The sequence below is a fragment of the Chromobacterium sp. Rain0013 genome, assembly GCF_015291765.1.
Lineage (GTDB): Bacteria > Pseudomonadota > Gammaproteobacteria > Burkholderiales > Chromobacteriaceae > Chromobacterium > Chromobacterium haemolyticum.
Genome location: NZ_CP031514.1, coordinates 3,397,318 through 3,412,622, shown reverse-complemented (window position 1 = coordinate 3,412,622; position 15,305 = coordinate 3,397,318). Strand labels below are relative to the sequence as shown.

Here is a 15,305-nt window from a genome sequence, read left to right as displayed (position 1 = left end):
GGTTCTAGGACCCGCTAAGCAAACATCTGATCCTCCCTTGCGCCTCTTTGTCGTTGCCTGCGTCCGCGCGCCTAGGCTCAGGTTCTCCGCGAGGTTTGGTTAGCGGCTTGAAGTCCGCGGCGCATCGTAAGACGTGGCGCGGCGAGTGCTCCTTGCGAAATGCGCATGTACCCCATGTGCATTTCGCCTTTTCTGCGGTTTTCGCCATGTCTCGTTCCGAGACTTTGAACCGGGTACTTAGGATGGCCTCCGCGCGGTGCCGGCGCGGCCCAGGTATCGCTCCAGCCAGCGGTCCTGCTCCCACAGCATGTGCAGTATGGATTCGCGCGCGCGGTAGCCGTGGCTCTCCGCCGGCAGGGTGACCAGCCGCGCCGTGGCGCCTAGCCCCTGCAGCGCTTGATACAGCCGTTCGCTCTGTAGCGGGAAGGTGCCGGGGTTATTGTCCATCTCGCCATGAATCAGCAAGAGCGGGTCTTTGATCTGATTGGCGAAGTTAAACGGCGACATGGCTTGGTAGACCTCTTTGGCCTGCCAGAAATTGCGTTCCTCCGATTGGAAGCCAAAGGGTGTCAGCGTGCGATTGTAGGCGCCGGAGCGGGCGATGCCGGCATGGAACAGCCGGGTGTGAGCCAGCAGGTTGGCGGTCATGAAGGCGCCGTAGGAATGGCCGCCGACGGCGATGCGGGCCGGGTCGGCCACGCCCAGTCGAACCACTTCGTCCACGGCGGCCTGGGCGTTCATTTTCAGTTGCGGCAGGTAGCTGTCGTTCGGCTCTTTGTCGCCTTCGCCGACGATGGGCATGCCCGGGTCGTCCATCACCGCGTAGCCGCGCGCCAGCATGGCCAGCGGCCCCCAATAGCTGACGCGGTTGAAACGGTAAGGGGACTCCGTCACCTGGCTGGCTGCGGCGGCTGTTTTGAACTCGGTGGGATAGGCCCACATCAGCAGCGGCAGCGGACCATCGCGTTTGGCCTCGTAGCCGGGCGGCAGGTAGAGGGTGGCGGTCAGCTTCACTCCATCGGCGCGTTGGTAGCGCAGCTGCTTTTTGGAGACGTTTTTCAGCTGTGGTGTTGGGTGCGGCATATGCGTTAGCGCCAGCGGTTCGGCGGCGTGCCCCAGCGTCAGACGGTAGAGATTGGGCGGCTGGTCGACGGATTCGCGGCTAAGCAGAAGCTCTTGGCCGGCGTCGTCCAGCAGTGCGGCCGGCTGTTCAAACCAGGGCGCTTGCGATTGCCATAGCCGCGTGGCGCGTTTATCGGCTAGAGCGTAGCGGTCGACGAAGGGGCGGTCGCCGTCGGGGCCGGCGCCTTCGCCCAGCAGATAGACGGACTTGCCGTCCGGCGTGGTTTGCAGCACGGATTGGCCGTTAGCGTTGCTGACCATGGCCGCCTCGCCTGGGTCGCTGTAGCGGTCTTCCGATTTGCGGCTGCTCAACAACTCCGGCGCGACATCCTGATCCGGGCGCGCGCGCCAGACTTTCAGTTCACGGGTTTTCCACCAGTGCTCGCGCACCAGAGCCAGGTCGCTGCGGCCCCAGCGGACGTCGGCGAAGCGGCTGGCTAGCCGCAGCAGCAGCCGCGGGGCTTGTTGAAACGGCGCGGCTTGCAAATAGAGCGCGTCGCGTTCGGTTGCTGCGCGGCCGGGGTCGCCTCCGTCCAGCGCCTCAACCCAAAACAGAGAGGCTGGAGCGTCGGCGCGCCAGGCGATTTCGCGCGGACCAGCCTCCACCGCGTCGTTGCCGGACGGCATGCGTTCCAGCAGCGGCCGCTGAGTCACGGTGTGCGCAATACGGCCATGCCGGTCCAGCACATCGATGCGTTTAGGGAAGCGGGATATCGGCACCAGGCCGGAGTAGGGGCGCTGCAGGCGGGTGGCCAGCAGGTATTGGCGATTGGGAGAGCCGCTGACGCTGAGATAGCGGTCCGGTTGACCGATCGTACTGAGCTTGCCGTCCAGGCCGACCAGCGCCAATTGGCTTTGCAGTTGATAGTCGAGCAAGTCGGCGTCGTACGGGGTCTTGAGCAGATCGGGATAGGTCCGGGTTTGGGACAGGATGCCGCCTTCGCTTTGCTGGATGTTGGGGCCGCTGGGCGCTTGGGGTTGCTGCGGCGCGGGGCCTTGCTTCGCGGGCACGCGCTTGATCAGCAATTGTTCGCCGAACCAGGCGAAGCCGGAGCCGGTGGCGGCGTTGAGGTGGAAATCGCCCAGCCGGCGGGCGCGGGCGTCGGCGACATCCAGCAGCCACAGCTCCACGCCCTTGACGCCCCATAGGCTGAAGGCCACTCGGCTTTCGTCGGCGGACCAAGCGGTATCGGCGATGCGGGCGCCGGCCGGGAGGCCGCGCACCGTGCGGGCACGGCCTTGTTTCACATCCAGCAGGGTCAGCGCGTTGCCAAAGTCGAAACGGCTGGCGGCGCGCATCGAGGGATTCAGGCGCAAGCCGGCCAGTTTGAGTTCAGGCTGAGCGACGTCGGCGATGCCGGGCAGGCCGGGGCGATGGATTTGCAGCAAGTTCCGGCGTTTGGGCCCCAGGCTTTGCAAGGGAGGGCGCGGCGCGTCCACTAGCGCTTGCAGCTCCGCGGGCGGGGTTTGATAGCCGTGCTCGGCGGCGCTGAGCGGCGCGGCGGCCAACAGTCCGACAATGAGCGGCGCGCCGGTCAACAGCGGGGAACGAAGGGACATGCGGGACTCCTGGCGAAGAATGGCGGGCAAGTCAAAAAACTTGCCCTAGTCTTGCCGGAGCGTCAAGGCGCGCCGCGCGCGCGCGGCGGCGGCCGAGTGCGCGCTAGAGCGGCGAGGCGGTACTAAGCAGTTCTTTTTGCTGCGGATTTGCCGGTGTCACCGGGTAGTCGAAGAACTGCAGCGTCAGGCCGCCGCCGTCCGCGCTGAAGCGGGCGGGGAAGCCCAGAGGCAGCGTGGTCTTGTCGTGGACATGACCAAAAGGAATGCCTGTCAGCACCGGAACGCCGGTCAGACGGCGGATTTCTTCCAATACCGCGTCCAGGGTGTAGCCGGGGTCGTAAATGTCGACTTGGCGGTTCATATTGAAATCGCCGATGAAAATGGCGCGTTGTTTAGCCAGCACGCCGGCGAGATGCAATTGCTGCAGCATGCGCTCAATGCGGTAGGGCTGTTCGGCGACATCCTCCAGGAACAGCAGACCGCCTTTGATCTCCGGCAGGTAGGGGGTGCCGACCAGGCTGCTGAGCACGCTGAGGTTGCCGCCCCAGAAAATGCCTTCGCCGCTGGCGTTGTGGCGTTGCGGCGTGTCGACGCGCAGTTGGCGGTTGGGCGTGGTGGTGGTGGTCAAGAACTCATTCAGCGTGAAGGCGCTGAGCTGCTTGGCTCCAAAGTCGCTGACCATGGGGCCGGCGAAGCTGCCCAGGCCGCCCTTGGCCAGCAAGGCCAGCTGGATGGCGGTGAAGTCGCTGTAGCCGATCAGTTGGCTGCCGGATTCACGCAGCAGCGGGCAGAGCCGGCCGTAGTCGATATGAGGCAGCAGCCGCGTGGCGCCGTAGCCGCCACGGCCGGCCACCAGCAACTGCGGCGCGCGGCGGCGCGAGATCAGCTGATTGAGGTCGCCCAGCCTTTGCGCGTCGCTGCCGGCGAAGCGCTGGTAGCGGCGGTCCAAGGCCTGGACGTTTTCAAGCTGGTAACCGGCCAAGCGCAGCCGCTCCACGGCTTGCTGTTTTTGGCGCGCGTCCGGCAGCGGGCCGGAGCAGGCGGTGAAATAGAGGCTGCTGCCGGCGGCGGCCGGCGCGGGAAGCGATTGGTCAACCATGGTGCGACATCCTTGCAAGAGGCCAAGGCCGGCGCTGAGCGCGCCCATCTGGAGTAGTTGGCGACGAGAGTATTGAATGCGGGCAGTCATTGAGTCCGGGGCCGGTAAGGGCTGGTGCAAACGAGGTTCGACAGCGCTAGGCTGCGTGAGTTGCGCCAGTATACGGCAAACGCGGCGACGATGCTGAGCGCCGCCGTCGTGATGCACTTTGAACAGGCTCATAGAGCCTATTTGCGATCTCGCGAGCTAGAGCGAGACAAGGCGAAAACGGCTGAGAAAGCGGAATGCACAAGTGGTACTTGAGCGTTTTGAGCTTGTTTTTAACGCCGTATCGCTGAAGCGCAGCAGACTATGAACAGGTCCTTAGGCAAGCAGATTGGCCAGGCTGGAAGTGGACTGCTGCATGGCGGACAGTTCGCTGTTCAGCGAGGTGTACTGGTGCAGGAGCGAGCTTTTCTCATTGGCCAACTGGTTGTTGAGCTGGGACTGGAGATTGTTCTCGTCGCTGATCTTGGTGTTGATGTCGCCTTGTTCGGTGGTGATCATGCCGTTGGGCCCCAGCAGGTTATTGATGGCGGTATTGAAGGTGTTGGCGTAGCCGTTGTTCTTGGCATTGCCAAACAGATTGGCCACGGCGCCGGGGTCGGCTTTTAGCGCGGAGGTGAAGGCTGTGGAGTCCAGTTTCAGCGTGCCGTCCGCCTGCTGGGTGATGCCGACCTGGGCCAGGTAAGCGTAAGAGGAGGTGGCGTTGACGCCTGGCACCGGGGTGCTGAGCAGGCCGGCTAATTGCTCTTGCAGGCCGATCACATCGCTATTGTTCTTCATGCTGCCGCCCAGTGCGGAATTGCTGGCGCTTATCACCTGATTGTAAGCGCTGACGAAGCTTTGCAGCGTCGAGGTGACATTGGCGGTGTTCTGGCTCATGTTCAGTGTTACCTGGCCCAGCTTGTTGAGGTTGACGGAGGCGCCGTTGATCACATTGCTCAGGGTGTTGCTGCTGCTGGACACGTTGACACCGTTGACGGTCAGCAACGCGTCCTGAGCGGCCGCGGATTCGCTGGCGGCCGCGCTGCTCTGGCCCAGGCCGGCCAGGGTGTTGCCCGAGGTGCCGCCGCTATCGCTGCCGCCGGCGGAAATGCTGAAGGCGTTGGCGGGGCCGGATTGCGAGGAGGCCAGCACCAGCGAGTAATGGTTGTTGTACTGCACCACCGATGCGTTGACGCCGATGCCGGCGCTGTTGATGTTGTCGGCGATTGAGGAGAGCGAGATGGTGGAGCCGTTCTGGCCCAATTGCACCGTGCTGGTGGTGCCGTTGACGGTGAAGCTCAGTGCGCTGGGGGCGCCGGCCAGCGCCGCGTTCTGGTCGGTGATGGCTTGTCCGCCGGATGTTTGGTCGAACACCAGTTGCCGCGGCTGTGCCAGTTGGGTGACGTTAAGCGCGTAATTGCCGGCCACGCCGCCGGAGGTGGCACTGGCGGTGGCGATGGTGTTGTCGGTGGAGGTGACCTGGAATTGTTGCAGGAAACTGCCCGAGGCCATGGCGGTGACCGAGGTCTGCAAGGCGGACAGCGCCGAGCTGATCTGACCGATGGAGCTGAGCTGGGACTGATAGTTGCTGACCCGGCTTTGGCTTTGGGCCAGCGGCCGGGACTCAATCGACATCAGTTGGCTGACGATGCTTTGAACGTCCAGCGGCCCAACGCTGGTGGTAATGGATGCCATGACGACTTCTCCCCGCGCGATCCGCTGCCATGGGCGCGCTGCAATGCTAGAGATTCAAGAGTTTTATTGTCGTAATGCGTCCGTCACGGTTGAGCCTCCGGCTGCCAGGCCGGCGCGAGCTTGCGCCGCAACTTCCATTGTAGAAGGCGGCGCGCTGCGCGTTGATGAAACCTTATCGACCATTCCCATCCGGACTTTAGCGCGGCGCGCGTGAATGAGCCGGCGGGGCGGTTTCCGTCATAACGCGGGCCGCGGCGGCGGGTTGACGTCGCCGCGGCTCGAGCCGTCACGAACCGTTCTTGAGTTCGGCGGCTTCGCCGGTTTCGCCCCCGTCTTCCGGCGGAGGGCTCTTGGGCGGCAGGAAGAAGGACAGCGGCGCGTTGAGGAAGCGTTTGAACAGCATGGGCACAAGAGGCCACAGCAGGCTGCCGGACAGCTTGCGCGAGCGCAGCGCCACCCACAGCGCCAGCGAGAAGCTGACCGCCAGGTTGGTCAGGCCGATCAGCGCCACGCCGGCGCAGCCCAGCAGCACGGTGGCCAAGGGCAATTGGAAGTCCTGCGCCACGGTGGCGAAGGCCAGGTTTGCGGCGGAAAAGGTGATGTGGCGGATGTCGATGGGCAGGCCGAGGATGAAGCCTATGGTGCCGGTCAGGCCCAGGAACATGCCAAAGTAAAAGTTGCCTGCCAACGCGCCTAGATTGTGCTCGATATAGCTGCCCAGCTTCCAGGCGCGGTGCTCGCCCAGCAACCGCTTCAGGCCGGCGTGGGAGGCGATGCGTTCCGGGATGCGGCGGTAGATCGCCTTGTTGTCGTAGTAGCCGGCGATCAGGCCGGACAGAAACAGGAAGACGCCGGCAATGGCGGCGTGCGGCAGCGCTAGGCTGTGAATGGGGTCGATATCGTGCAGCAGGCTTTGCGCCTTGGCCACGTTCACCACCGGCGCGCCAAAGGCGGCTTGCCAGGCGAAGGCGATCAGGCCGGCGGTGGGGATGGCCAGCAACACGTTGCCGAGGATGGCGACGAACTGAGTGCGCATCACTTTGACCACCAAGTCGGCCAGGTCTTCCAGCTGCTTCTTCTGGCCGTGGTTTTCATGCAGCACCGCGGCGATGCGGGCGGCGGTCATCGCCGGCTGCTTGGTGGCAATGGTGAGGTGTAGGATCTGCACGATGATGAAGCCTATGGCGTAATTGAGGCCGAAGGCGATGCCTTCCCACAGCGGGGGCAAATGGCCGCGGCTGAGCATCAGCTTGATCAGCGCCATGAAGCCGACGATCAGGCCGGCGCCCATCGCCGCCTTGGCCATGGTTGACCACTCCTGGCGGCTCTCGGCGATATAGTGCTCGCCGTGGCGGCCGGCGTGCTCGGTGACTTGCAGCGCCAGCAGCTCCACATTGGACTTGAACAGATCGCGCAGGCTGTATTTGCGGTTCTCCGCGCGCGCGAAGGTCACGATGAGCTGGAACAAATGCGGCTCTGCGGACGGGTCGTGTTCCGGGTCCAGTATCGCCAGCAGCGCGCGGATGCGGGCGATGCTCTGCGCCAGCCGCAGGCCGTGGTAGGTGAGGTTGACCGAGATGCCGAAGCGCCGCGCATTCTTGCGCACCTTGTTGAGAATGCTTTCACACTGGTCCAGCAGCACCAGCACGTGCTTGTCGTCCTCGGCGCGCGGCAGGCCCTCCACCAGATCGCGGCGGTAGCCGTCGACATAGCGCTGAACCTCGGCGTTCAGGTTGAGAAAAGGGGATTCGAAGCGCTCGATGTCCGGATTGATGCGCACCAGCTCCGGCTCCAGGCCGATGGCGGTGATCTGGGCCGACAGCACTTGCACCGACTCCAACAATTGCAGCCGGGTCTGCTGCCAGCCATCGGCGTTGTCGTTCTCCTGCCAGGCCATCGCCCGCCACAGCGCGTGCCAGGTGGCGTTGGGGATGGCCGCCAGCCAAATGTAGTCTTGTTTCCAGCTGAACAGCCGGCTGAAGCGGTCTTGCAGCGAATCCGCCTTATAAGGCATGGGCAGGATGCGCTCGCCGACGCGGCGCAGCAAGGTGGAGCCGAAACCTTCGTTGGCCAGGATGCCGCATTCGGTATACAGCGGAATCTGCCGGGTTTCGGTCAGCAATTGCAGCAAGGCCTTGCGCAAGGCCGCGCGGTAATCGGAATGGTGCTCCAGCAGATAGGACAGCGCTTGCAGATTGACCACCGCTTGTTGCGGTTTGCCGGCGTCGTCGGGGCGCAGGCACTGCAGCAGGGCGGACAGGGCGTCGAGCTGGGCCGGCGCTTGGCTGATCTGGCGCAAGGCCTGTTCCAGGCTGGGGGACTGAATGTTTTCGCTCATCTAGGGTGCTGGTTTGGATGAAAGTGAGTGGTGGGGGGCGCGACTCCGGCCTACGACCTTAATGGTAGGCGCAAGCGGCTGGATTTTCCGGCGCGGCGCGAGCGCCTGCTTCGAGGCGCGTGGAATCGGCATTGGGATTTAGAGATGGGGACGATTGATTCAGTTTCCAGCTTTGCTTGCAAAATCACGCAATTGACACCTTACTGACCAGTAAGTAGAGTGCTTCGCATGACTCAAAGCTCCGATCCCAAGACCGACACCCGCAAGCGCATTCTGGACATCGCCGAGCAGTTGCTGCTCAGCCGGGGCTTCAACGCTTTCAGCTACCAGCACATCAGCTCGGAGCTGGGCGTGCGCAATGCCGCCATTCATTATCACTTTCCCAAGAAAAGCGATCTGGGCGTGGCCTTGATCCAGCGTTACCGCCGGCGTTTCCAACGCTTCATCGACCAGCAGGCGGAGCTGGATCCCCGGGCGCAGCTGGAGGCCTACTTCGGCTTGAGCGACAGCTATTACCTGCAGCATCGGCAGATCTGTCCCAGTGGCATTCTCAGCACGGAGTTCCTGACGCTGCCGGAAGACATGCAGCAAGAGGCGGCGGCCTTCATCGACGAGATGCGGCTATGGGCGGTGGACATCACCCGGCGGGGGGCGGCCTGCGGTCAGATGCGTTACGCCGGCACGCCGGAAGCAATTGGCATGATGTTGTTTTCCGCCTTGCAAGGCGCGCTGCAACTGGCGCGCATCGACCAGCACGCGCTGGAGACCATCAAGCAGCAGGTGCGCTCGGTGCTGGGGCTGGACGGGCATTGAGTGCCGGAATCACGACAACAACAGAGGGGCGCTACATGGAGTACAAGAAAAACAGCATGAGCCGTATTGCCGACAAAGTGGGCAAGTTGCCGGCGGGAATGCGCAGCACCGTATTGAGTATGATGTTCGGCAAGATCGTGCCGTTTCTATCCACGGCCGGCCTGCGTTTCGAGGAAGTGGGCCATCAGCGTTTGACGGTGTCCATCCGCAACCGCAAGAAGGTGCAGAACCACATTCGCGGCGTGCACGCCGCGGCGATGGCCTTGCTGGCGGAGACTTCAACCGGCTTTGTCGTCGGCATGAACATGCCGGACGATAAGCTGATGCTGCTTAAGTCGATGAAGGTCAACTACGTGCGTCGCTCGCAAGGCGATATGCGTGCGGTGGCCAGCCTGAACGCGGAACAGATCCAACTGATGCACGACACGGAAAAGGGCGAGGTGCTGGTGCCGGTGCTTGTCACCGACGAATCCGGCGAATCGCCGATCGAATGCGAAATGCTGTGGGCGTGGATTCCCAAGAAGCGCCCGGAACAAGGAGCGGCGGCATGATCAATCTGGAAACGATGCGGATCGAACTGAACGAACATGTGGCGCTGATTCGTCTTAACCGCGCGGATAAGGCCAATGCCCTGAACCGGCAAATGTGGCGGGATTTGCGCACCGCTTTCGAGTGGCTGGACGACACTCCCGAGGCGCGCGTGGGCGTGCTGGCCGGCGAGGGCAGGCATTTCTGTTCCGGCATCGACCTGGGCATGCTGATGGGCGTGCAGGCGGAGATCGCCGACGATTGCGAGGCGCGCAAGCGCGAAAAGCTGCGTAGGCTGATTCTGGAGCTGCAGGACTGCGTCAATAGCCTGGAACATTGCCGCAAGCCGGTGATCGCGGCGGTGCACGGCGCTTGCGTCGGGGGCGGACTGGATATCGCGCTGGCCGCGGATTTCCGCTTCGCCGCCGCGGACGCGGTGTTCTCGGTGCGGGAAATCGACGTGGGCATGGTGGCGGACGTGGGGTCGCTACAGCGGCTGCCCCGCGTGGTGGGCGAGGGCATGGCGCGCGAACTGGCGTTGACCGGCCGCGACGTGGCCGCGGAAGAGGCGCTGGCGATGCGTCTGGTCAACCGCGTGCTGCCGGATGCGGCCGCGGTGCTGGAAGCGGTGCTGGAGTCGGCGCGGCTGATCGCCGGCAAGTCGCCGCTGGCGATGCGCGGCTGCAAGGAAGTGCTTAACTACAGCCGCGACCATTCGGTGGCGGACGGCCTTAATTATGTGGCGAGCTGGAACGCGGCGATGCTGATCTCCGAGGATATCCAAAAGGCCGGCATGGCCATCCTGACCGGCCACGCGGCGCAGTTCCGCGACTGAGCGCGGGTTGTCTGTTCGCAATGGCGCCTGCGGGCGCCATTGTCGTTGGCGGCGGGCAAAGAAAAAGAGGCGCGGAGCGCCTCTTTTTGAGTCAAGCGGGTTCGGCAGCGCTTACTGAGCGGCGCTGGCGGCCGGCGCGGCGGCGGCTTCGCCGCCGACGGTGGACACCACTTCCCACTTGCCGCCCTTGACCTGATACACGGTGACGGCGCCGTTCTTGATATCGCCCTTGTCGTCAAAGGCGATCTTGCCGGTCACGCCGGTGTAGCCGGTCTTGCCCACTTCGGGCAGATAGGTCTTGGGGTCGGTGGATTTGGCGCGCTTCATCGCGTCCACCAGCACCATTACCGCGTCGTATTCATACGGCGCGTAGATCTGCACCTCGGTGTTGAACTGCTTCTTGAACTTATCGTTGAACGCCGCGAAGCCGGGCATCTTGTCGCGCGGCACACCGCAGCTGGACGCGTATTGCCCGTCGGAGGCCTCGCCGGCCAGTTTGATGAATTCCGGCGTCTGCCAGCCGTCGCCGCCCATCAGTTTGGCCTTGAGGCCCAGGCGCTGCATCTGCTTGGCCAAGGGGCCGGCTTGCGCGTCCATGCCGCCGTAGAAAATCAGGTCCGGCTTGCTGGCCTTGATCGAGGTCAGGATGGCGTTGAAGTCGGTGGCGGTGTTGGTGGTGAACTCGCGTTTCACCACTTCGGCGCCCTTGCCCTTGACCGCTGCCTCGAACTGATCGGCGAGGCCTTGGCCATAAGCCGTGCGGTCGTCAATGATGGCGATCTTCTTCGCCTTCAGCCCGGTGGCGGCGAATTCGCCCAACGCGCGGCCTTGCTGCACGTCGTTGGCGATCACGCGGAAGGTGGTCTTGAAGCCTTGCTTGGTGTAGTCCGGGTTGGTGGCGGAGGGAGAGATCTGAGGAATGCCCGCGTCGGAGTAAATCTTGGACGCGGGGATGGTGGTGCCGGAGTTCAAGTGCCCCACCACGCCGGCGACGCCGGCGTCAACCAGGCGCTGCGCCACTTGGGTGCCGATTTTCGGGTCGCCTTGGTCGTCTTCCGACACCAGTTCGAATTTGAGCTTCTTCCCGCCTATCTCCACGCCGGCGGCGTTCAGATCGGCGATGGCCAGTTTGGCGCCGTACTCGTTGTCCTTGCCCAAATGGGAAATGGGACCGGACATCGGCGATACCTGGCCGATCTTGACGACGGCGCCGTCGCCAGCGGCTTGAGCCGGGGCCGAAGCCGCCTGATTGGCGGCTGGTTGCTCCTGCTTGCCGCAGGCGGCCAGGGTCATGGCGGCAGCGGCAATGACGCTGAGGCGGACATATTTGTTCATGTGATGTATCCCCTGATTCTCTATTCTGTAGACTCTAGTCATCTCTTTGTGGCCAACGGCATTTTGGTGAAATGACCGTTGGTTGCGTTTGATTATGGGTAGCTGTTTGCGCGAGTGTCAATGTCAAAACCGGGGAGGGATGCAACTATTTGTAAACTTCTTCGCCAATGGTGTGTCTAAAGCGCAAACGCCCCCTGGAATAATTGCCAGGGGGCGTTTCTTGTATTTCAAGTTTTTGAATTTAAAAGACTTGTTCGGATTTTTGCCGGCAGTCTTGTTTCAGGCCTTGGCGCCCAACGTCTGGGCTCGCTGCTGGCGCAGCAGGGCGTTTTCCTCCGGCGCTTCGCACCATCCCGACAGATTCTTTTTGATCATAGTCGAGATTGCGAGAATCCATTGCGGGTTTTCGTTCAAACACGAAATGTATCGATATTCGCCGCCCCCGTGGCTGAGGAAGGTTTCCTTGCCTTCCATCGCGATTTCCTCCAGCGTTTCCAGGCAGTCGGCGATAAAGCCGGGGCAGAGAATATCCAGCTTGCCGGTCTTCTCCTTGCCTAGTTGAGTCAATACTTCGCTGGTATAAGGCTGCAGCCATTCCGCGCGACCGAATCGGCTTTGGAAGCACACTTGGTATTCCTGTTGCGACAAGCCCAATTCTTCCGCCAATAAGCGGCCGGTTTTCTGGCATTCACAGTGATAAGGGTCGCCTTTGTCGCGGGTGAACCGGGGGACGCCGTGAAAGCTCATCACCAATTTGTCGCCGCGACCTTGTTGGCGCCAATGCGAGCGCACTTGTTCCGCCAGCGCGCGGATATAGCCGGGATCGTCGTGAAAATGACGAACGGTGCGCAGCTCCGGCATATTGCGCAGTTTCATCAGGGAGCGGAATACCTGATCCAGCGCAGTGGCGCTGGAGGAGGCCGCGTATTGAGGATACAAAGGCACCACCAGCAGACGTTCCACGCCTTGTTCTCGCATGCGGGCGATCACGCTTTCCACCGAGGGTTCGCCGTAGCGCATGGCGAAATCCACGACTAAGTCGCGCAGCCCCATTTCACCCAACTGGCCTTTGATTAACGCAGCCTGCTTGCGGGTGTGGGTATAAAGCGGCGAACCGTCCTTCTCCCAGATCGCCGCGTATTTTTTGGCGGATTGGGCGGGGCGGGTGTTCAGGATGACGCCGTTGAGGATCAGCCACCAGAGCGCGCGCGGGATTTCGATCACGCGGCGGTCGGAAAGAAACTCTTTCAGGTAGGGGCGCAGAGCCTTGGCGGTGGGGGCTTGCGGCGTGCCCAGATTCATCAGCAGCACACCGGTTTTGGGCGTGTAATCGTGGCGAAAAGGGGGTTCGGGCTTGAAATCCGCCATGCGTGACCTCTTGGTTGGTGCCGGGCGGCGTTGCGCCCGGTTGGGTTTTTAGGGGGGCAGCGGCCGGGTGATCTTAAGACCTGTTTGCGATCTGCCGCGCGTCGTGAAACGAGGCTCGGTGAGTGCGCCATCCGGAATGCTCATGTACCGTGTGCACACTCCGCTTTCTCAGCGGTTTTCACCTTGTCTCGCCTCAGCTCGCGAGATCGTAAACTGTTCTTAGTCTTCGCGGGACGGCGCCAGCACTGCGCGGTTGCCGTTGCTTTCCATCGCCGAAACCAGGCCGGCGGATTCCATCTGCTCAATCAGTCGCGCGGCGCGGTTGTAGCCTATGCGCAGATGGCGCTGCACAGAGGAGATCGACGCCTTGCGCGTCTTGAGCACAATGGCGACGGCTTCGTCGTAAAGCGGGTCGGCTTCGCCGTTCGCCTCGCCGTCAAGGCCGGAGGGCGAACCGTCTTCGCTGTCGCTCTGGCCGGTGAGAATGCCTTCCACATAGTCCGGGCCGCCGGTGCTTTTCAGGAACTCCACCACATGGTGGACTTCTTCGTCGGCGACGAAGGCGCCATGGACCCGGACCGGATAGCCGGTGCCCGGCGGCAGATAGAGCATATCGCCTTGACCGAGCAGGGTTTCCGCGCCCATCTGATCCAGAATGGTGCGGCTGTCTATCTTGCTGGACACCTGGAAGGCGATTCGCGTCGGGATATTGGCCTTGATCAGGCCGGTGATCACGTCCACGGACGGCCGCTGAGTGGCCAGGATCAGGTGGATGCCGGCGGCGCGGGCCTTCTGCGCCAAGCGCGCGATCAGTTCTTCTATCTTCTTGCCGGCCACCATCATTAGATCGGCCAGCTCGTCTATCACCACCACGATCAAAGGCAGGGTGTCAAGCGGCTCCGGGGTTTCCGGGCTCAGGCTGAAGGGGTTGGGGATCTTTTCGCCGGCCTTGTCCGCGTCCTTGATCTTTTGGTTGAACCCGGCCAGGTTGCGTACGCCCAGCTTGGACATCAGCTTGTAGCGGCGCTCCATCTCCGCCACGCACCAGTTCAGCGCGTTGGCGGCTTGTTTCATGTCGGTGACCACCGGGGCCAGCAGGTGAGGAATGCCTTCATAGATCGACAGCTCCAGCATTTTTGGGTCGACCATGATCAGCCGCACTTCCTTGGGCGTGGACTTGTACAGCAGCGACAAGATCATCGCGTTGATGGCCACTGATTTGCCGGAGCCGGTGGTGCCGGCCACCAGCACGTGCGGCATCTTGGCGAGGTCGGCGGACACGGGTTGTCCGGCGATGTCCTTGCCCAAGGCCATGGTCAGCTTGGAAGCCATGTTCTGGTAGCCGTCGGAGCCGACGATTTCCGAGAGGCGCACGATCTGGCGTTTGGGGTTGGGGAGTTCCAGGCCCATGTAGGTTTTGCCGGGAATGGTTTCCACCACCCGGATGGAAACCAGTGACAGCGCGCGCGCCAGATCCTTCATCAAATTGACGACCTGAGCGCCCTTTACGCCCACCGCCGGTTCCACCTCGTAGCGAGTAATCACCGGGCCGGGATAGGCCGCCACCACTTTGACGTCAACCCCGAAATCGGCCAGCTTGCGTTCGATCAGCCGCGAAGTGTATTCCACCGTGTCCTGCGACACCGGTTCCTGTTGTTCCTTGGGCGCTTCCAGCAGTGTCAGGCCGGGCAGCGCGCCGTCCTTGGGGTCGGCGAACAAGGATTGCTGCACTGGCTTTTGGGCCTTGGTGGACAGCGGCACGTCCAGCACTGGAGGCTCGATCCGCAGCGGGATTTTCTCCTCGTTCTTCTTTTTCTCGGTGGTGATCTTGGCTTCGCGCTTTTGCGCGATCTCTTTGCCGATTTCGCGATCTTTGCGCGCCTGCCAGTTGTGCCACAGTTTCAAGGCGCCGTCTTCCAGCGCGCCGCCCAGCCGCTCCATGATGTCGAGCCAAGACAGGCCGGTGAACAGGGAAAAACCGATGGCGGCGAGCACGCTGAGCAAGAGGTAGGCGCCAGATAGGCCCAGGCCGTGGGCGATGCCGAGGCCGATGAAATGCCCCAGCATGCCACCGGCGGACAGGGGCAGATTGAGCGCTTTTTCCGCCAGGATGATGGCCTCTATGCTGGCGCTGGAAAACAGCAGCAGCAGAAAGCCGCCGATGGCGGCGACGGTGATGGGGTTGAGCTTGAAGCCCAGTGTTTCCATGCGCTGATAGCCCCAGGCGATGGCCACCAAGCAGAACACCACCAGCCACCAGGCCGACAAGCCGAATACGTAGAGCAACATATCGGACAGCCAAGCGCCGAAAGCGCCGCCGTAATTGCGCACGGTGGGATCTGAGGAGCTATGGGACCAGGAGGGGTCTTGCGGGGAGTAGCTTGCCAGCACCAGCACCAGGTAGACGGCCAATACGGCCATCAGCAACCACCACGCCTCGCGCAGCAGCGAGGCCAGCTGCGGCGGCAACGGGGTCTGGCTGTTTTTGACTACGGCTTTGCGCTTGAAAAGTCGCATTTTTCTCATGTTCGGCTATGACTGTCGCTGATTATAGCCTGACACGCCTCGTTTAAGCGTGTCGGAAT

General features: G+C 62.7%; 10 protein-coding genes. 3 read left to right on the top strand and 7 right to left on the bottom strand.

Annotation, left to right across the window (positions count from 1 at the left end; genetic code table 11):
• Positions 1 to 237: 237 nt before the first annotated feature.
• The 4 genes from DXT74_RS15685 to DXT74_RS15670 form a co-directional block, all read right to left on the bottom strand.
• On the bottom strand, positions 238 to 2,682 hold the full coding sequence (locus tag DXT74_RS15685; protein WP_194426433.1) for a S9 family peptidase: 2,445 nt from the start codon (positions 2,680 to 2,682) through the stop codon (positions 238 to 240).
• A 103-nt stretch (positions 2,683 to 2,785) separates the two neighbouring features.
• Positions 2,786 to 3,781, bottom strand: coding sequence for an LD-carboxypeptidase (locus DXT74_RS15680; protein ID WP_231138199.1), 996 nt, complete (start codon positions 3,779 to 3,781; stop codon positions 2,786 to 2,788).
• A 363-nt stretch (positions 3,782 to 4,144) separates the two neighbouring features.
• Positions 4,145 to 5,503 carry a flagellar filament capping protein FliD gene (gene fliD / locus DXT74_RS15675; protein ID WP_043641832.1) on the bottom strand — a complete coding sequence of 453 codons (1,359 nt, stop codon included), beginning with the start codon at positions 5,501 to 5,503 and terminating at the stop codon, positions 4,145 to 4,147.
• Between the two features lie 286 nt (positions 5,504 to 5,789).
• Positions 5,790 to 7,841, bottom strand: a complete 2,052-nt coding sequence (locus DXT74_RS15670; protein ID WP_194426432.1) for a site-specific recombinase — start codon at positions 7,839 to 7,841, stop codon at positions 5,790 to 5,792.
• Positions 7,842 to 8,069: 228 nt separating this feature from the next.
• On the opposite strand from DXT74_RS15670, the gene DXT74_RS15665 reads away from it, so the two are divergent.
• From DXT74_RS15665 to DXT74_RS15655, 3 genes are read left to right on the top strand one after another with little or no spacing between them, the layout of a single operon-like run.
• Positions 8,070 to 8,654: a TetR/AcrR family transcriptional regulator gene (locus tag DXT74_RS15665; RefSeq protein WP_081554726.1), complete on the top strand. Its 585-nt coding sequence runs from the start codon at positions 8,070 to 8,072 to the stop codon at positions 8,652 to 8,654.
• 56 nt (positions 8,655 to 8,710) lie between these two features.
• Entirely contained in the window at positions 8,711 to 9,205 is a 495-nt protein-coding gene (locus DXT74_RS15660) for a DUF4442 domain-containing protein (protein ID WP_227108215.1), read from the top strand.
• Positions 9,202 to 10,017, top strand: a complete 816-nt coding sequence (locus tag DXT74_RS15655; protein ID WP_194426431.1) for a crotonase/enoyl-CoA hydratase family protein — start codon at positions 9,202 to 9,204, stop codon at positions 10,015 to 10,017. The genes DXT74_RS15660 and DXT74_RS15655 overlap by 4 nt, the downstream gene beginning before the upstream one ends.
• 111 nt (positions 10,018 to 10,128) lie before the next feature.
• Here DXT74_RS15655 and DXT74_RS15650 read toward each other — a convergent pair whose 3' ends face one another.
• The 3 genes from DXT74_RS15650 to DXT74_RS15640 all read right to left on the bottom strand — a co-directional run bounded on the left by DXT74_RS15650 (position 10,129) and on the right by DXT74_RS15640 (position 15,237).
• Positions 10,129 to 11,352, bottom strand: a complete 1,224-nt coding sequence (locus tag DXT74_RS15650; RefSeq protein ID WP_081554727.1) for a branched-chain amino acid ABC transporter substrate-binding protein — start codon at positions 11,350 to 11,352, stop codon at positions 10,129 to 10,131.
• A gap of 279 nt (positions 11,353 to 11,631) precedes the next feature.
• The gene (gene hemH, locus DXT74_RS15645; RefSeq protein WP_114152406.1) at positions 11,632 to 12,720 is read right to left on the bottom strand and encodes a ferrochelatase; all 1,089 of its coding nucleotides are present in this window, start codon (positions 12,718 to 12,720) and stop codon (positions 11,632 to 11,634) included.
• A gap of 219 nt (positions 12,721 to 12,939) precedes the next feature.
• Positions 12,940 to 15,237, bottom strand: coding sequence for a DNA translocase FtsK (locus DXT74_RS15640; protein ID WP_081554729.1), 2,298 nt, complete (start codon positions 15,235 to 15,237; stop codon positions 12,940 to 12,942).
• Positions 15,238 to 15,305 lie beyond the last annotated feature (68 nt).